At 63.5% G+C, this 16,375-nt stretch carries 15 protein-coding genes and 1 tRNA gene; 9 read left to right on the top strand and 7 right to left on the bottom strand.

Annotation, left to right across the window (positions count from 1 at the left end; genetic code table 11):
• The first annotated feature begins 3 nt into the window (after positions 1-3).
• The 3 genes from thiL to C8348_RS05385 all read left to right on the top strand — a co-directional run bounded on the left by thiL (position 4) and on the right by C8348_RS05385 (position 4,752).
• Positions 4-1,011 carry a thiamine-phosphate kinase gene (gene thiL, locus C8348_RS05375; protein WP_106752247.1) on the top strand — a complete coding sequence of 336 codons (1,008 nt, stop codon included), beginning with the start codon at positions 4-6 and terminating at the stop codon, positions 1,009-1,011.
• Between the two features lie 92 nt (positions 1,012-1,103).
• The gene (locus C8348_RS05380; RefSeq protein WP_106752248.1) at positions 1,104-2,333 is read left to right on the top strand and encodes an MFS transporter; all 1,230 of its coding nucleotides are present in this window, start codon (positions 1,104-1,106) and stop codon (positions 2,331-2,333) included.
• A gap of 289 nt (positions 2,334-2,622) precedes the next feature.
• The gene (locus C8348_RS05385; protein ID WP_106752249.1) at positions 2,623-4,752 is read left to right on the top strand and encodes a sodium-translocating pyrophosphatase; all 2,130 of its coding nucleotides are present in this window, start codon (positions 2,623-2,625) and stop codon (positions 4,750-4,752) included.
• 372 nt (positions 4,753-5,124) lie between these two features.
• Here the strand turns inward: C8348_RS05385 and C8348_RS05390 are convergent, their stop codons facing one another.
• Complete coding sequence (locus tag C8348_RS05390; RefSeq protein ID WP_106752250.1) at positions 5,125-5,562, bottom strand: outer membrane protein assembly factor BamE; 438 nt, start codon at positions 5,560-5,562, stop codon at positions 5,125-5,127.
• A gap of 132 nt (positions 5,563-5,694) precedes the next feature.
• On the opposite strand from C8348_RS05390, the gene C8348_RS05395 reads away from it, so the two are divergent.
• The 6 genes from C8348_RS05395 (at position 5,695) to C8348_RS05420 (ending at position 10,559) form a co-directional block, all read left to right on the top strand.
• Positions 5,695-6,249: a ubiquinol-cytochrome C chaperone family protein gene (locus C8348_RS05395; protein ID WP_106752251.1), complete on the top strand. Its 555-nt coding sequence runs from the start codon at positions 5,695-5,697 to the stop codon at positions 6,247-6,249.
• Positions 6,242-6,808: a YceD family protein gene (locus C8348_RS05400; RefSeq protein ID WP_106752252.1), complete on the top strand. Its 567-nt coding sequence runs from the start codon at positions 6,242-6,244 to the stop codon at positions 6,806-6,808. Before C8348_RS05395 ends, C8348_RS05400 begins: the two co-directional genes overlap by 8 nt.
• A gap of 248 nt (positions 6,809-7,056) precedes the next feature.
• Positions 7,057-8,121 carry a phosphate acyltransferase PlsX gene (gene plsX, locus C8348_RS05405; RefSeq protein WP_106752253.1) on the top strand — a complete coding sequence of 355 codons (1,065 nt, stop codon included), beginning with the start codon at positions 7,057-7,059 and terminating at the stop codon, positions 8,119-8,121.
• Positions 8,118-9,095, top strand: a complete 978-nt coding sequence (locus C8348_RS05410) for a beta-ketoacyl-ACP synthase III (RefSeq protein WP_106752254.1) — start codon at positions 8,118-8,120, stop codon at positions 9,093-9,095. The genes plsX and C8348_RS05410 overlap by 4 nt, the downstream gene beginning before the upstream one ends.
• Positions 9,096-9,227: 132 nt before the next feature.
• Positions 9,228-9,545 carry an integration host factor subunit alpha gene (locus C8348_RS05415; RefSeq protein ID WP_106752255.1) on the top strand — a complete coding sequence of 106 codons (318 nt, stop codon included), beginning with the start codon at positions 9,228-9,230 and terminating at the stop codon, positions 9,543-9,545.
• 369 nt (positions 9,546-9,914) lie between these two features.
• Positions 9,915-10,559, top strand: coding sequence for a MerR family transcriptional regulator (locus C8348_RS05420; RefSeq protein ID WP_106752256.1), 645 nt, complete (start codon positions 9,915-9,917; stop codon positions 10,557-10,559).
• Between the two features lie 187 nt (positions 10,560-10,746).
• On the opposite strand, the gene C8348_RS22235 is transcribed toward C8348_RS05420, so the two are convergent.
• From C8348_RS22235 to C8348_RS05445, 6 genes are all read right to left on the bottom strand, one after another.
• Positions 10,747-11,067, bottom strand: coding sequence for a hypothetical protein (locus tag C8348_RS22235; protein ID WP_208983565.1), 321 nt, complete (start codon positions 11,065-11,067; stop codon positions 10,747-10,749).
• Between the two features lie 253 nt (positions 11,068-11,320).
• Positions 11,321-11,397 (bottom strand) — tRNA-Pro (locus C8348_RS05425).
• A complete protein-coding gene (locus tag C8348_RS05430) occupies positions 11,388-12,716 on the bottom strand; it encodes an O-antigen ligase family protein (protein WP_198646937.1) in 1,329 nt (442 codons plus the stop codon). The genes C8348_RS05425 and C8348_RS05430 overlap by 10 nt, the downstream gene beginning before the upstream one ends.
• Positions 12,713-14,323, bottom strand: a complete 1,611-nt coding sequence (locus C8348_RS05435) for an undecaprenyl-phosphate glucose phosphotransferase (protein ID WP_425270808.1) — start codon at positions 14,321-14,323, stop codon at positions 12,713-12,715. Before C8348_RS05435 ends, C8348_RS05430 begins: the two co-directional genes overlap by 4 nt.
• A complete protein-coding gene (locus tag C8348_RS05440; RefSeq protein ID WP_106752257.1) occupies positions 14,320-15,549 on the bottom strand; it encodes a glycosyltransferase family 4 protein in 1,230 nt (409 codons plus the stop codon). The genes C8348_RS05435 and C8348_RS05440 overlap by 4 nt, the downstream gene beginning before the upstream one ends.
• Positions 15,550-15,654: 105 nt before the next feature.
• A complete protein-coding gene (locus C8348_RS05445; protein WP_106752258.1) occupies positions 15,655-16,212 on the bottom strand; it encodes a polysaccharide biosynthesis/export family protein in 558 nt (185 codons plus the stop codon).
• Positions 16,213-16,375 lie beyond the last annotated feature (163 nt).

Genomic DNA, 16,375 nt, shown 5'->3' on the forward strand with positions numbered 1-16,375 from the left:
TTGATGGCTGGCGACAGGCCGCACGAGTTCGCGCTGATCAGGCGCTACTTCGCTCCTCTTGCCAGCGATCCCGGTGCCCTCGGCCTGACCGATGACGCAGCAACCCTGACGCCATCGCCGGGCTGCGAGCTGGTCCTGACCAAGGACCTCCTTGCGGCCGATGTGCATTTCTTTTCCCACGATCCGGCGGAGGCCATTGCCGCCAAGGCGCTGCGGGTGAACCTGTCGGATCTTGCCGCCAAGGGCGCGCGGCCGCGCGGCTATCTGCTCGGGCTTGCCCTGCCGCAGGACTGGACGGCGGAGTGGCTGGAAGCGTTCTGCGCCGGCCTTGCGCGCGATCAGGCCAGCTTTGGCATCACGCTGCTTGGCGGCGATACCATTGCCTCCGGTGGCAAGCTGCTGCTGTCTGTGACCGCCATTGGCGAAGTGCCGGTGGGCCTTGCGGTTCGGCGCAATGGCGCAAGGGCTGGGGATCTCATCTATGTCACCGGCACGCTGGGCGATTCCGCCCTGGGTGTCCGGCTGCGCTATGAGCCGGATCTGGCGGCCCGCCTGGGGCTGGATGCGGCCTGCACCGATTACCTACTGGATCGCTATCTGCTGCCACAGCCGCGCTGCGGACTGGCGGACGCGGTGCTGGCCCATGCCAGCGCGGCCATGGACATCTCCGATGGTCTGACCGGCGATGGCGGACATATGGCGGCAGCCTCCGGCGTTGACCTTCACATCGACATCGACGCCATTCCCCTCTCGCCCGCAGCACAGGCTGTGCTTGCCCGCGATCCGGCCCGGCTGGCAACGTGTCTCGGCGGCGGTGATGACTATGAACTGCTTGTCGCTGTCCCCGCGGATCGTGCCGGCCTGCTGGAGGCGGACGCGCGCGCGGCCGGCGTTGCACTTGCCTGTATCGGCAAGGCGGTGAGTGCTGAGGCAAGCACCGGGGTGCTTCGGTATTTTCGCAAGGGCGCAAGTTTTCCGCTTGCAGGCGACGGCGGCTTCCGACACTTTTGATGGTGAGCCGGGTGAAAGCTCCGGTGCCCCGCCCTTACTGTCTCCCTCGCCCGCAGGACATGCCTGCTTCTGGCCGAGGCGGAGTTTTCATCATGAGCCATCCGTCTTCCGCAGTTGACGCCGCTGCCGGTGTCGACGACCGTATTGCCCGTCGCAATGTTGCCTTGCTCGCCTTTGCCCAGGCCCTGGGCGGCGCATCGGCCTCCATCGTGATTGCCACCGGGCCGCTGATCGGCTCGGCCCTGCTCGGGTCCGACAAGTCACTCGCGACGCTGCCTGTGTCCTTCATGGTGCTGGGCACCGCGCTTGGCATGTTGCCGGCCGGCATGATCATGCGCCGCTTCGGCCGCCGGCACAGTTTTCTCGGATCCTCCATCGGCGGCACCTTTACGTCGCTGCTCGCGGCATGGGCAGTAATTGTCGCTGACTTCTGGCTGTTCACGCTGGCCTGCGCCGCCATGGGCTTCGTGACGGCCTTCGTGCAGCAGTTCCGGTTTGCTGCCGCGGACACGGCGAGCCCGGCGTTCCGGCCGCGAGCGATTTCCTGGGTGATGGCAGGCGGTATTCTGGCGGGCGTGATCGGTCCGCAGACCGTGATCCTGACCCGTGACCTGTTCGCGCCGATCCTGTTTGCCGGCACCTACGTGGCGCTGGCCGGACTGTCGTTCCTTGCCTTTCTGGTGCTTTGGTTCCTGAAGTCGCCGCCGCCGATGGCCAAAGCACAGGCCGGTGATGCCCGCCCGCTCAGCGAGATCATGCGCCAGTCCGGCTTCATCGTCGCCGTCACCTGCGGCATCGTCTCCTATGCCCTGATGAGCCTGGTCATGACCGCGACCCCGCTGGCGATGATCGGCTGCGGCCTGACAACGACCGACGCGGCGCTGGCGATCCAGTGGCACGTGCTGGCGATGTTCGGCCCGAGCTTCTTCACCGGTTCGCTGATTGCCCGCTTTGGCGTGCGCACCATCGTGCTGGTCGGCCTGGCGCTGCTGTGTGGCTGCGCGGTGATTGCCTTGAGCGGTGAGGAGGTCGGCCATTTCTGGGTGGCGCTGATCCTGCTGGGTGTTGGCTGGAACTTCGGCTTCATCGGTGCGACGACCATGCTGACCGCCTGCTACCGCCCGTCGGAACGCAACATGGTCCAGTCCGCCAATGACTTTCTGGTGTTCGGCTTTGTCGCCTTCGCCTCGTTCTCGTCCGGATCGCTGCTGTACAATTTCGGCTGGGGCACGGTGAACATGCTGGTGTTCCCGGTCACCGCAATCTGCGTCGTTATGATGCTGGTGCTGCGCCGCAGTTCAACCGACGATGCGCTGGCTTAAGTAAAAAGCCGGTTGTACATAAGGGATTATCGCGCTGCGAAAAATGATGCACTGCGGCTGCCGCAGTGCAAGGACGGAAGTGCTGATGTTCTCGTCAGTTTCTGCAGGTAGAGCTTGACCAACCCCACTTGTTACCTGTTACCGTGGCCCCGTTGTCCCGTGCCGGGGAATTGATCGGGTACTTGCCAAAACCAGAAGGCACACGCACGGGGCCGGTCTGCAGCTCCTTGCCGCATAACAGAAATCCGAAACAGCATGGCGAGGGCTGCGCGTCACTTGGGGAGGACTCATGACCGAGCTTGTCGTTGTCATAGCATGCGGATTCCTGGCGATTGGCTACGGGATCTGGGCCATTCAGTCCGTCATGGCAGCCGATGCCGGAAATGCACGGATGCGGGAGATCGCGGGGGCGATCCAGGAAGGCGCACAGGCTTATCTGACCCGCCAGTATTCGACCATCGCCGTTGCCGGTGTCGTGATCTTCATTCTCGGGGCCTTGCTCCTGGGCATGCTGGTCGCCATCGGCTTTGCCGCAGGCGCGATCCTGTCGGCGCTGGCCGGCTTCATCGGCATGCATGTGTCCGTGCGGGCCAATGTGCGTACCGCGCAGGCCTCGGCCAAGAGCCTTGCCGCCGGTCTCGAGATCGCCTTCAAGTCCGGTGCCGTCACCGGCATGCTGGTGGCTGGTCTCGCGCTTCTCGGCGTTGCCGTCTACTACGCGGTGCTGACCGGTGGCCTCGGCTATGCCGCCACCGACCGCGTCGTCATCGATGCCCTTGTGGCTCTCGGCTTCGGCGCGTCGCTGATCTCGATCTTTGCCCGTCTGGGCGGTGGCATCTTCACCAAGGGTGCGGATGTCGGCGGCGACCTGGTCGGCAAGGTCGAGGCCGGCATTCCGGAAGATGATCCGCGCAATCCGGCAACCATCGCCGACAACGTGGGCGACAACGTCGGTGACTGCGCCGGCATGGCGGCGGACCTGTTCGAGACCTACGCGGTGACGCTGGTGGCCACCATGGTGCTGGCGGCGATCTATTTCGCCGGAACGCCTTCGACCTCCGCGGCTATGCTTTATCCGCTGACCATCGGCGGGGCCTGCATCATCACCTCGATCATCGGCACCTTCTTCGTGAAGCTCGGTGCCAACAACTCCATCATGGGCGCGCTCTACAAGGGCTTCATCGCCACGTCAGTGCTGTCGCTGATCATCCTCTATCCGGTCACCTCCTGGGTGTTCGGCGGCATGGACGGGGTGCTCACCACATCGCGTGGCCTCAGCTTCACGCCGATGGACCTTTATCTGTGCGGCATCGCGGGTCTGGCCGTCACCGGCCTGATCATCTGGGTGACGGAGTACTACACCGGCACCGGCTTCCGCCCCGTGCGCTCCATCGCCCAGGCCTCGGTCACCGGCCATGGCACCAACGTCATCCAGGGCCTTGCCATCTCGATGGAAGCAACCGCCCTGCCGGCGATCATCATCATCGCCGGTATCATCGTCACCTATTCGCTGGCTGGCCTGTTCGGGATTGCCATCGCGGTGACGACCATGCTGGCGCTGGCTGGCATGGTGGTGGCGCTCGACGCCTTCGGTCCGGTCACCGACAACGCCGGCGGCATTGCCGAAATGGCGGATCTGCCGGCGTCGGTCCGTGTCACAACCGATGCGCTCGATGCGGTCGGCAACACGACAAAGGCCGTGACCAAGGGCTACGCCATCGGCTCGGCCGGTCTCGGCGCCCTGGTGCTGTTTGCCGCCTACACCGAGGATCTGCGCTTCTTCATCGCCAACTCGGACAAGTACCCCTACTTCCAGGGCCTGACCAACGAGACACTCGATTTCTCGCTGTCCAACCCTTACGTGGTCGTGGGGCTCTTCTTCGGCGGCCTGCTGCCGTATCTGTTCGGCGGCATCGCCATGACGGCTGTCGGCCGTGCGGCGGCGGCTGTGGTGGAGGAAGTGCGGCGGCAGTTCCGCGAAAAGCCGGGCATCATGGCGGGCACCGAGCGGCCGGACTATGGCCGGGCGGTCGACATGCTGACCAAGGCGGCGATCCGCGAGATGATCGTGCCGTCGATGCTGCCGGTGCTGTCGCCGATTGCCGGCTTTTTTATCATCAACATGATCGCCGGCAAGGCCAACGCCTTTGCCGCGCTCGGCGCCATGCTGCTCGGCATCATCATCACGGGCCTGTTCGTGGCCCTGTCGATGACCGCCGGCGGCGGTGCCTGGGACAATGCGAAGAAGTACATCGAGGATGGCCATCACGGCGGCAAGGGCTCTGACGCCCACAAGGCCGCGGTGACCGGCGACACGGTCGGTGACCCCTACAAGGACACCGCCGGTCCGGCCGTCAACCCGATGATCAAGATCGCCAACATCGTCGCCCTGCTGCTCCTCGCCGTGCTGGCGCATTGAGGACAGGGGCATCGCGGCCCTTGAAAGAGAAAAGGCCCCGGAGTGATCCGGGGCCTTTTGTTCTTTGGGGAGCCTGCGGCGTCCGGACAGCAGTGCCCCGTGCGGGGATCCAGCTGCGTCGAAGCTTGATGCGTCCGTTCGAGTGGTCAGTCCGTGTGGATCCCCGCACAAGTCTGAACAACGGGGCGGGGATGACGCCGGAGAGAGGGAGAGGGGCAGGGGCGACGGGCGAGGAGGCAGCGGCGACGCGGCGTGGCAAGCAGGAGGACGGGTGCGGGCTGGCGGACAGAAATCAGCGCAAGCGCCGGAACGCAAAAAAGCCCCGGAGTGATCCGGGGCCTTTGGCTTTGATGACGTACAGTCGCAACTGCCTTACAGGCCGAGCGACGGGGTGGTGGCGCCGCGCAGGATCTGGGTGATGAAGCCGTAGTCGGCACCGCCCGTGCGCGTGGTGCGGGTGATGAAGTCGAACACCTTGCCATCCTGCATGCCGTAGTTGGCGATGTCCTTGACGAAGCCGTCCTCGTCGAAATAGACGGCAACGACGCGCTGTTCGACGATCTTGTTGCCCATGAAGGCGGTGGTCTCGGACACCTGCGAGATGTAATAATAGGTCAGGCCGCTGATGTCGGAGGTGGTGGACGGCGAGCCGAGCACCAGCTCGACGTTTTCCTTGCTCGAGCCGACCTGAACCTGCTGCAGCATGTCCGGGGAAATGGAATGGCCGTGATTGAAGGTCTGGGTGAAGCAGCCTCCAACGGTCAGGCCGAGGAGAATCGGAAGCATCACCACATGCGACTTGATCTTCATTCCTGCGTTCCCGTTCCCATTGAACCGGAGCCGGAGCCCGGTGCGTATCTGAATTCGTTCCTTGGCAAAGCGAGTAACCTGCGTTAGGGCACAAGGCAACACCCACAGTCACCGCATTGCGAGAGGCTTGATATGGTTTTTGGCCTGTTTCGCCGCCGGACACAACCATCCGAATACGTCCTTTATGGCGCCATCGTGGCTCAGGCCCGGCAGCCTGTGTTTTATGCTGACCTCGGCGCTCCCGATACAGTCGACGGGCGTTTCGACATGATCATCCTGCATGCCATGTTGCTGTTCCGACGGCTGCAAGGAGAAGGCAAGGAAGCCGTCGCCGTGTCGCAATCGGTCTTTGACATCTTCTTTGCCGATATGGACGGCTCTCTGCGCGAGATGGGCATCTCCGACAATGCCGTGCCTAAAAAGGTCAAGCGCATGGCCGAGGCCTTCTTCGGCCGCGCCGCTGCCTATGGCGCAGCCATCGATGCCGGTGATCTCAATGCGCTGGCTGCTGCCATCGACCGAAATTTTTTCCCCGAAAGCTCCAGTCCGGCCGCCGCACTGGCGCTGGCCCGCTATGCCATGGCCGCCGGCCCGGCGCTGGCGGCAGTTCCGGTGGGCGATGTCCTCGCCGCCAAGCTGTCCTGGCCTGATCCGCAGTCCATGGCGGAAGGATCTGCTCATGTCTGATGTTGCCTTTCCCCTCAGCCACCGTTTCGATGTTGCCCGCCTCGGCAACAAGTCGCAGATGGTCAAGATTGTTCCCGACACCGCAGAGCTTGCCCGCATGGCGGAGGCCTACGGTCTCGTCGAACTCACGTCCCTAACGGCTGACCTCGAAGTTCGTCCCTGGCACAAGGCCGGCGCCTTTGTCATCGGCACTGTGACGGCCAAAGGCGCGCAGCGCTGCGTGGTGACGCTGGAGCCGGTGCCGATGCAGGTGAGCGACAGTTTCGAGCGCGCCTATGAGCCGGCTCCGGCGGTCGGCCGCCGCGCTCCGGACCTGGCCGAAGACGGCGAGATCGAGATCGATCTGGAGGCTCCCGAGCCGCCGGATGAAATCGTCGATGGCATTATCGATCTGGGGGCGCTGGTGTGTGAGCAGTTCGTGCTGGCGCTGGATCCGTTCCCGAGGGCCCCTGGCGCGGAACTGGCCTTCAAGGCGCCGGTGGAAGCCGATGAAGCAGAAGACGAACGGCCCAATCCTTTTGCCGTCTTGCAAAAGCTGAAAGATCAGGATCCGCAGTAACCCGGCCATCCCGCGTCGGAGTATCGCAACGAATTCGGTTGGAAATGGCGCGTTCGGGGTCAGTATAAGCCCGGTCCCGATCCTGAAAACGGTTGTCTCGCGCCTCGAAACCGCTATGTTCGCTGCGCTGCGGCCCCTCACGGGCCGGGGACGCGACCGGCTGAGCGTGGGGCAGTCTAGTCCGGCGCGGAGACTGACCCGTTCGTGGCGCGTCGTCCGCCGCTCTGAAGGACAACAAGAACCTGCCAATGGCGAAACCCATTCATATTGCTCTCGATGTCATGGGCGGTGATGCTGGCGCGGAAATGGTGCTTCCGGGCGCCGAGCTTGCGCTTCTGCGTCATCCCGACATCCGCTTCCTTCTCTATGGCAATGAGCGCGTCGTGCTGCCCTTGCTGGAGAAGTACCCGCGCCTGCGCGATGCCTCGACCTTCTTTCATTGCGATGTCGCTGTGGCAATGGACGCCAAGCCGAGCCAGGCGCTGCGCCAGGGCCGCTGGCGCTCGTCCATGTGGCGGGCCATCGAGGCGGTGAAGACGGGCGATGCCGATGTCGCCGTCTCGGCCGGCAACACCGGCGCGCTGATGGCCATGTCCAAGTTCTGCCTGCGCACTATGGCGAATATCGAACGCCCCGCCATCGCCGCGATCTGGCCGACCGCGCGCGGCGAGTCCGTCGTGCTTGATGTGGGCGCGTCCATCGGCGCGGATGCCCAGCAGCTCATCGATTTCGCCATCCTCGGCGGTGCCATGGCGCGCGCGCTGTTCGGCGTGCAAAAGCCGACCGTTGGCCTCCTGAACATTGGCGTCGAGGAGGTCAAGGGGCTGGAGGAAGTCCGCACAGCGGGCCGGATCCTCAAGGAAGTGCCGTTCCGGTCCTTCTCCTATGCCGGCTTTGTCGAGGGCGATGATCTCGGCAAGGGCACGGTCGATGTCGTGGTGACCGAAGGGTTTGCCGGCAACATCGCGCTGAAGACGGCGGAAGGCACGGCCAAGCAGATTGGCGGCTACCTGAAGGCGGCGATGCAGCGGACGTTGCTCGCCAAGCTTGGCTATCTGCTGGCCAAGGGTGCCTTTGACCGGCTGCGCGAGAAGATGGATCCGCGCAAGGTCAACGGCGGGGTGTTCCTCGGTCTCAATGGCGTCGTCATCAAGAGCCACGGCGGCACCGACGCCGAAGGCTTTGCCGCCGCAATCGCCCTTGCCCATGGCATGGTGCGCAACGAACTCATTCACAAGATCGCACAGGACCTGGTCCACTATCATCGTGGCCGGTTTGCAGTGCCCTCTGACAACTCTGAAGGTGAAGTGTGAGCGTGATCCGTTCGACCGTTCTCGGTTGCGGCAGCTATCTGCCCGAGAAGTTTCTCACCAATGAAGAACTGGCGTCCATGGTCGACACCAGCGACGACTGGATCGTCCAGCGCACGGGCATCCGCAAGCGCCACATCGCCTCGGAAGGCGAGTTCACCTCGCATCTGGCGGTCAAGGCAGCCCGCCGCGCGCTGGACAATGCCGGCTTTGAGGCGAAGGACATCGACGTCATCATCCTGGCGACGGCAACGCCGGACAACACGTTTCCGGCGACGGCGGTGACCGTCCAGCATGAACTGGGCATGCATCACGGCTTTGCCTTTGACATTCAGGCTGTCTGTTCGGGATTCGTGTTTGCCTTGGCGACGGCCGACAATTTCCTGCGCTCCGGCCAGGCGCGCCGCACCCTTGTGATCGGGGCCGAGACCTTCTCACGCATCCTTGATTGGCAGGACCGCACCACCTGCGTCCTCTTCGGCGATGGCGCCGGGGCCGTGGTGCTGGAAGCACGCCAGGCTGAAGGGTCTATCGCCGACCGCGGCATCCTGACGACACATCTGCGCTCGGACGGCAGCCACAAGTCCAAGCTCTATGTCGATGGCGGGCCGTCCTCGACACAGACGGTCGGCCACCTGCGCATGGAAGGCAAGGAAGTCTTCAAGCATGCGGTCGGCATGATCACCGACGTGATCGAAGATGCCTACAAGGCCACCGGTCTCGGTTCGGACGATCTCGACTGGTTCGTGCCGCATCAGGCCAACAAGCGCATCATCGATGCCAGCGCCAAGAAGCTCGGCATCGCTCCGGAGAAGGTGGTGACCACGGTCGACCAGCACGGCAACACCTCGGCGGCCTCTATCCCGCTGGCGCTGGATGCGGCGGTGCGCGATGGCCGAATCAAGCGCGGCGATCTCGTCATGCTGGAAGCCATGGGTGGCGGCTTCACCTGGGGCTCCGCGCTGCTGCGCTGGTGAGGAAACTCGCCTTGCGCCCGCCTGCGGGCGCAAGAGCGGGTTGACCGGTCGCGGCGGACACAATACCGTATTGGCGAACGTAACTTTTGCAGCAAAATCAGCCGGATCGATGATTTGAGGCAAGGAGGGGCCATGGGCAGCAAGACCGTGACGCGCGCAGACCTATGTGAAGCCGTCTATCAGAAGGTGGGTCTCTCGCGAACGGAGTCCGCCGAACTGGTCGAGCGTGTCTTGGCGGAGATATCCGACTGCCTTGTGACTGGCGAATCCGTCAAACTCTCGTCATTCGGGTCCTTCGTTGTCCGTTCCAAGGGTGAGCGGATCGGGCGCAACCCGAAGACCGGTGAAGAGGTGCCAATCTCGCCGCGGCGGGTGATGGTGTTCAAGCCGAGCAACATCCTCAAGCAGAAGATCAACGAGACGCTGGCCGGTGAGGGGCACGACGCCTGATTCTGCCCGCGGTTCCGGACTGCCGCTCTGGCGATGGTTGCCGGCCGATGTCAGATGTGGTGCCGCGCCTCGACCTGTATCGCTGCACAAGGGGAGCTGGCGCCTCGGCTGAGGGCTGGTATTGCCATAGCTTTGGGGCCATTGCTTTTCCAGTTCGCCCGGTGATCGGCGTTCGTCGAGGGACTGATCGCCGGGATTTGCCTGACTTGTGCGGATTGCCGTCAGACTTTCTTGTTTTTGCCGCGTGCCCTTGCAACTCGTTTAGACTGGGGACGGCGGGATTCGCGGCAGTGAACCTGTTTGACTGAAGGCAGGCTGGCCATGCCTGCGCGAAGCGAGACCGGCAGATGCCGGGGAGAAACGATCACCATGTCGCTTGAGAAAAGCCCGGATGCGTTTCGCACCATCAGCGAGGTGGCCGAGGATCTCGACCTGCCACAACACGTGCTGCGCTTCTGGGAGACCCGTTTTACCCAGATCAAGCCGCTGAAGCGCGGCGGTGGCCGCCGCTATTATCGCCCCGATGACGTCGAACTGCTGCGCGGCATCCGGCATCTCCTTTACGGCGAAGGCTATACGATCAAGGGCGTTCAGCGCATCCTGAAGGAACAGGGTCCGCGCTTCGTAATGCAGATCTGGCGCGAGGACGCCATTCCCTTGTCCGTTGCAGCGCGCGTCGATCTTGAAGACGACGAAGACGAGACACCTCGCCTGGAAACGCCGGTTCGCCGGCCAGCCGTGGTCGAGCAAGCGCCGGCCCCGGCGCGTGCTGAGCCCGGTCACGGTCTGCCGAGCGAAGTCCTGCCAAAAGGCCTCCTGTCCGATGATGATCCGCGCGTGCACGCCGCTCAGGCCAAGAGCAGCAGCTTCCGGTTCATGGAGCGGTTTCGCGCCGAAAAGGGGGAGGTGCATGCTGGAGGCAACGCAGCCCTTTCGAAGGACGACGTCAGGCGCCTTCAGGCGACCCTGTTTGAACTGCTGGAGTGCAAGAGACTTCTCGATCAGGCGCGCTGATCGAAGCTCGTTTGTTGATCTGGGCGGTGTCCTTGACAAAAGGCAGCAGAGCGCACATCTTCTAATTGAAGATTTCGAGGTGGGAACGGCCTCCCCACGCACCCGCAAGGGTTAGTAGCCGCAAGGTGAAGAGATCCAGGACTTGGCACCCTGGCGAAAATAGAAAGCCCCGCTTCAGCGGGGTTTTTTATTTGGTCGCGATCAGATGCCCCTTGCGCAGACGCCGTTCCAGTTTGTCCCGGTCAATCGGATATGTGGACTTCACGAGATAGAACTCGCCCGCAACAGGTTTGGCCAAGACTGCCACCAGAACAATCAGGCCGACTGCATTTACCTCTCTGACAAGTTCAAATCCCTGGTGCAGGTGCTTGGGCGATTGACCGACATGCGTTGGGTCGACGACTGTCTGCGACAGGTAAGGAAGGCATGACAGGAACGTATCTGGATGAGATTTCCAAGCGTGTTTCTGGGCCGGAATTGTGAATGAGACTTGGCCCTCGGGCAGCATCAAGCCAAATCGGCTGAAATGATGGACCGGGAGGGCAGCAAGTACAAGCGGCCGAAATCGCGGTGGACGATTGTCTCGTGTCAACTGCCATGCCCCGTCAATCAAGGCATATTGGCATGGCACGGAAAGGTTGTCGATTTCTTGAGTGCACCCTGAGGTGCTGAAGGGAAGGCTTCAACCAGGGACGGGCTGACTGTCTTCTGTGTTGTCCTGGGCGGCACTTCTGGGGGAAGTGCGAGACAACATCGTGATTTGGTCGGGCAGGCCGGATTTGAACCGACGACCCCTTGACCCCCAGTCAAGTGCGCTACCAGGCTGCGCTACTGCCCGACTGCGCCCTCTCTAACCGCTTCGCTTCGCCGACGCAAGGCTTGCGTGGTTGGGCTGTCCACAGATGGCTGGCTTCGGTGGCGGAACGCATGACGCCGGTCATACAGCTTGTCGGCGGCGATCAGGCCCCAGGCGAGGCCGATCAGCAGGAAGAGGTGGCGCCAGCGGTCGATGTCGATGACGACGCCGACGAAGACATGCACCAGGAGCACGGCGAAGAGGCACTGGGCGAAGGGCGTCCAGGGGCGGTGCCGGAACAGCTGACGTCCCAGCGCCACAAGCGTCCACAGCATCAGCATCGGCCAGACGATACCGCCGAGCCAGCCATAGGCGGTGAAGGCCTTCATGTAGACGTTGTGCTCGTCTTCGGGGAAGTATTTGTTGAACTCAAGCGGCCCAAGGCCCAGCGGGCGTTCCATCGCCATTTCGAAGCCCAGGCTGTAGCGGGCAAAGCGGCCGAGACGTGATCCGTCATAGGGCTGCACCAGCTTGGCACGTTCAGCGAACAGGTCGGAGACCTGATCGATCGACAGCGCGACAAGAAGCAGAAGCGCAATCCCCAGCACGCCGGCACCTGCCAGCAGGAGCAGTCGAAACCGGCGGGCTGGCCGCTGTTCATTGACGAGGAGCAACAGATACAGGACGACGCCCGCGACCGCCATCATGCCCCAGGCACCGCGCGAAAACGACAGGAAGATCCCGAGTACCAGGACCGGCAGGGCGATCAGGGCGAGGCCCCAGGTCGATGGGGCACCCGTCATCACTCGGCGCAGCAGCAGCAGTGTCGGCAGGAGAAGAAACGGGCCGAAGACGTTCGGATCCTCGAACGTGCCCTTTGCGCGCAGGTTCCGGACAAAGGCCTCGCCGCCCGGGATGAGATCAAAGAAGCCAAGAATGCCCAGTAGGGCGCAGAAGAACGCGCTGGCAATATAGGCACGCTCGACGATGACAACCCGGTCTGGCCGCTCTGTAATCAGGGCGGCGTAGAACATGGCCGTGGCGCCGAGAAAGGCTGCAACCGCCATATGCATGGTACCCGCCGGCAGGTCGCGGGCGAAGGGCACCGCCATGATGCCGCCAGCCATGAACAGCAGCAGCAGTACGATCATCGGCCCGATCTCGCGCCGGAATTTCAGTCCGGCCAGCAGCCAGATGACCATCAGCAGCGCCACCAGCAGCTCATAGGGCGCAGGTTCGGCGATGACAAAGCCGCCAAGGAACACCGCCAGCCACAGGGCCGCATCGCCGAGCCGGCGGAGGGGCAGGCCCCGTCCGCGCAGAAACCCGCTTGGCGCAGCCGCTGTGAGAGCGTCGCTCAATACGCGTTCTCCGTGTTGAGTAGCCGCGCCGGCGTCAGGGCAAGGATCTTGATGTCGAACAGGATCGACCAGTTCTCGATGTAGTAGAGGTCGAACTCGACGCGCTTCTGGATCTTTTCCTGCGTGTCGACTTCGCCGCGCCAGCCGTTGATCTGGGCCCAGCCCGTGACACCCGGCTTCACCTTGTGCCGGGCGAAATAGCCGTAGACGACCTCATCCCAGGTCTGGTCATTGGTGTGGGCGTTGACGGCATGGGGGCGCGGGCCGACGAGCGACAAGGTGCCGGCAAGCACGTTGAAGAGCTGCGGCAGTTCATCGATGGAGGTGCGGCGGATGAAACGGCCGACCTTGGTCACGCGCGGGTCGCCCTTGGTGACGACCTTTTTCGCCGCCGGATCCGCCATGTCAGCGAACATCGAGCGGAACTTCAGCACGTCGATGATCTCGTTGTTGAAGCCGTAGCGCTTCTGACGGAACAGCACCGGCCCCTTGCTGTCGAGCTTGATGGCAATGGCCGTGGCCAGCATCACCGGCGCAAGCGCAACGATGGCAAGACTTGCCACCACCACGTCGAACACGCGCTTGGCGACCATGTCCCAGTCGGTGATCGGCTTTTCGACCACGTCGACGAAGGGAACCGTGCCGATGAAGGATGAGCCACGGGTGCGGAAGCGCATCTTGTCGGTGTGGGCGGACAGGCGGATGTCGATCGGCAGGACCCAGAGCTTGCGCAGCAACTCGAGGACGCGCTGCTCCGCTCTCAGCGGGATGCAGACGATCAGCATGTCGATGCGGGCGCGGCGAGCGAATTCCACCAGCGCATCGATGTTGCCGAGTTTCGGGTAGCCGGCGACAACGGCCGGCGAGCGGTCATTGGCGCGGTCGTCGAAGATGCCGCAGATTCGGATGTCGTTGTCTTTCTGCGATTCCAGTTCGTGAATGAGATCGGCCGCCGCCGTCCCGCCGCCAACGATGACGGCGCGGCGTTCCAGCCGGCCATTGGCCATCCAACGCCGCACCAGGCGCGACAGCAGGAACCGTTCGGTCAGAAGTGCCGCAAGACCGGCGGCATACCAGGTGCCGATGGCAGTCGCCGGCACATGGACGGTCAGGGGCGTGGTGGCGATGGCGATGGCGAACATCGCAAACACCAGCGTCCAGCCGCCGCCAATTCGCCCGGCCTGGGCCAGCCCGGCGCGCATCACCGGCACCTGATAGCAGTCAAAGGCATGGAAGAAGGCGAGCGCAGAGACGAGGGCCGCGCCAAGCAGCAGGAGCATCAGTCCCGGAGCGGCAAAGCCGGCCCCGGTGAGCGCGAGAACCGCAAGGCCGGAGAAAAGCACAAGGGCGGCGTCGACCAGACGGACAACACCCTCCAGCACCGGTTGCGAGATGCCGTCGGAACGCAGGCTGTCGGCGATGCGCAAGGCATCGGCCGACATCATCGGCTGGGTGATCTCGGGGCGATGCCCTGCGTCGCCCGAAGTGCTGCGGCGCAGTTCATCGGCCAGCCGTCTGCGCAGCGCCTCTGCGTCCTCGACGGACGCATCGGGGGCTGTCGTCTCTGGCTGAGCGGGGAGGGGCTGGTCGGCTGGCATGGCGATCATGGTTTGCTCGGTCTGGCTAAAATGGACTTGGGCTCGGAATGCTTGGAAAGGACCGGGGCGGTGGCAGCACCTTCGAAAGGATGCGGCTCCTGCCCGCGCAGGTGATGATAGAGATCGGTGATGCGGCTTGACATGACCGTTGCCGAAAAGCGGTCCGCCATGGCGTTGCGCAGGTCCCGGGCCAGCGCACGGGCCAGTTCCGGCGCATCCAGCATCTCAGCCATGGCGCTGGCCAGACGATGGCTGTCGCCCGGCTCGACGAGACGCCCGGCATGCCGGCCGAAGACTTCCGGAATGCCGCCCACCCGTGTGGCTAAGAGCGGCACATCCGCTGCCATGGCCTCCAGGACGATGTAGGGCATTGCCTCGGCCCGGGAGGGAACCACCAGCGCCCGGCCCATCTCGAAGGCCTTGCGTGCCGGCAAGGCGCCGAGGAAGGTGATCTGCTGCTCAAGACCAAGCTCTGCGATCATCCGCTCGTAGCGCGGGCGATCCGGACCTTCGCCAATGATATAGGCCGACACGGGCGCGGCACGGCGCAGGCCGAGATTGTAGATTGCCTCGATGAAGAGATCGGGTCCCTTCAGGTCCCGCAGCATGCCGACATAGATGAAATCGCGGGCGTCCGGGCCGGGCCGAACGGGATCGTACTCGGCATCGTTCAGGCCATTGTAGATCACCCGGACGGGCCCCTGCGGCGGCATAACCTTGGTTTCGTAGGCCGCACGCTCGTAGTCGGATACGAACACCAGCCCGTCGGTCAGCCGCGCCTGCACCCGTTCCAGCAGATGATAGACACGCCCCTCGAAGCGGTTCGGATCATAATGCAGGCTGCCGCCATGCGGGCAATAGACGCGAGCGACATCCTGGCCCTGCAAGCGCAGCAGGGTGCCGATTACGCGCACGTAAGCGCCGCCCTTGGCGCCGTGGCCGTGCAGGACGTCCGGCCGAAGCGCCTTGACGTTGCGATAAAGGGTCAGCCCGCCGGTGAGGTCCTGGATTGTCAGGTGGCGCTGGATGGCAAAGCGGGTGATGCCGAGCGCCAGATGCGGGCGCATCCGTTCAAGGATCGCCACGTCGAAATCGGAGCCGGTCGTGGAATCACAGACGACGCCAACGGAGTGGCCGGCTTTCGCCTGGGCAATCGCCAGATCGTGGATATGACGGATCGTTCCTCCCACGGGCGAGCGCACGCAGTGGATGATCCGCAAAGGGTGCGGACTCATGACAAAACTCCCTGTCAGTCGCCCGGGCTTCTTTTTCGAGCCTGTGGCGCCAACAGGGAAAACCCTAGCAGGGGAGGATGAGTCCCCGGTTAATCCGGACGGGGATCAGAACAACCGCTCGCGGATGTAGATGGTATCGCCCGGGCGGACAGGGTCCGTAATGGGGACACGCCCGTTCAGAATTTCACCGTTGATCTGGCGGGTGATGTCCGCGCCTGCCTGTTCAGCGCGCGGCGAGAAGCCGCCGGCGGTGGCAATGGCGTTCTGGACGGTCATGCCGGCGACATAGGGGTACTGGCCCGCGGCCTGGACTTCGCCCATGACGAAGATCGGGCGGTATTGGTCCACCTCGACCGACACATCAGGATCGCGCAGGTAGCCCTTGCGCAGGGCGACGGCGATGGCCCCGGCCAGTTCTTGCTGGGTGCGGCCGCGCGCGGCCACGTTGCCGACCAGAGGCATCGAAATATAACCCGCCTGATCAACCACATAGCTGTTGCTGAGATCCGGCTGGCCAAACACGATCACCCGAAGCCGGTCGCTGGAGTCAAGCCGGTACGGCTGGGTCAGGACCTCATGGAAGGCCGTAGGCGGACGCTTGTATCCGCTGCATCCGGCAAGCGCGAGCGCGATGGCAAGAAAGACAAGCGGGCGGGCAAGCATCATCTACTCCTGAACTGGCTGGCCCTAAGCTCGCAAATCATGGTTAATACGGGGTGAATGTTGTTTCAGGGTATTTTGTGCGGTTAATTTCATATTAATAAAGATTAATTTTCGAAATCCTGCATCGCTACCGAGCTTAATGTTTCCCTTACCATGTTTGCGC

This window comes from Pannonibacter carbonis (assembly GCF_003012935.1).
GTDB classification, from domain to species: Bacteria; Pseudomonadota; Alphaproteobacteria; order Rhizobiales; family Stappiaceae; genus Pannonibacter; species Pannonibacter carbonis.

Excerpts from the sequence above, each read along its gene's own strand:
- thiL (WP_106752247.1), top strand. The coding sequence starts at position 4 with ATGGCTGGCGACAGGCCGCACGAGTTCGCGCTGATCAGGCGCTACTTC.
- C8348_RS05380 (WP_106752248.1), top strand. The coding sequence starts at position 1,104 with ATGAGCCATCCGTCTTCCGCAGTTGACGCCGCTGCCGGTGTCGACGAC.
- C8348_RS05385 (WP_106752249.1), top strand. The coding sequence starts at position 2,623 with ATGACCGAGCTTGTCGTTGTCATAGCATGCGGATTCCTGGCGATTGGC.
- C8348_RS05390 (WP_106752250.1), bottom strand. The coding sequence starts at position 5,562 with ATGAAGATCAAGTCGCATGTGGTGATGCTTCCGATTCTCCTCGGCCTG.
- C8348_RS05395 (WP_106752251.1), top strand. The coding sequence starts at position 5,695 with ATGGTTTTTGGCCTGTTTCGCCGCCGGACACAACCATCCGAATACGTC.
- C8348_RS05400 (WP_106752252.1), top strand. The coding sequence starts at position 6,242 with ATGTCTGATGTTGCCTTTCCCCTCAGCCACCGTTTCGATGTTGCCCGC.
- plsX (WP_106752253.1), top strand. The coding sequence starts at position 7,057 with ATGGCGAAACCCATTCATATTGCTCTCGATGTCATGGGCGGTGATGCT.
- C8348_RS05415 (WP_106752255.1), top strand. The coding sequence starts at position 9,228 with ATGGGCAGCAAGACCGTGACGCGCGCAGACCTATGTGAAGCCGTCTAT.
- C8348_RS05420 (WP_106752256.1), top strand. The coding sequence starts at position 9,915 with ATGTCGCTTGAGAAAAGCCCGGATGCGTTTCGCACCATCAGCGAGGTG.
- C8348_RS22235 (WP_208983565.1), bottom strand. The coding sequence starts at position 11,067 with ATGCTGCCCGAGGGCCAAGTCTCATTCACAATTCCGGCCCAGAAACAC.
- C8348_RS05435 (WP_425270808.1), bottom strand. The coding sequence starts at position 14,323 with ATGATCGCCATGCCAGCCGACCAGCCCCTCCCCGCTCAGCCAGAGACG.
- C8348_RS05440 (WP_106752257.1), bottom strand. The coding sequence starts at position 15,549 with ATGAGTCCGCACCCTTTGCGGATCATCCACTGCGTGCGCTCGCCCGTG.
- C8348_RS05445 (WP_106752258.1), bottom strand. The coding sequence starts at position 16,212 with ATGCTTGCCCGCCCGCTTGTCTTTCTTGCCATCGCGCTCGCGCTTGCC.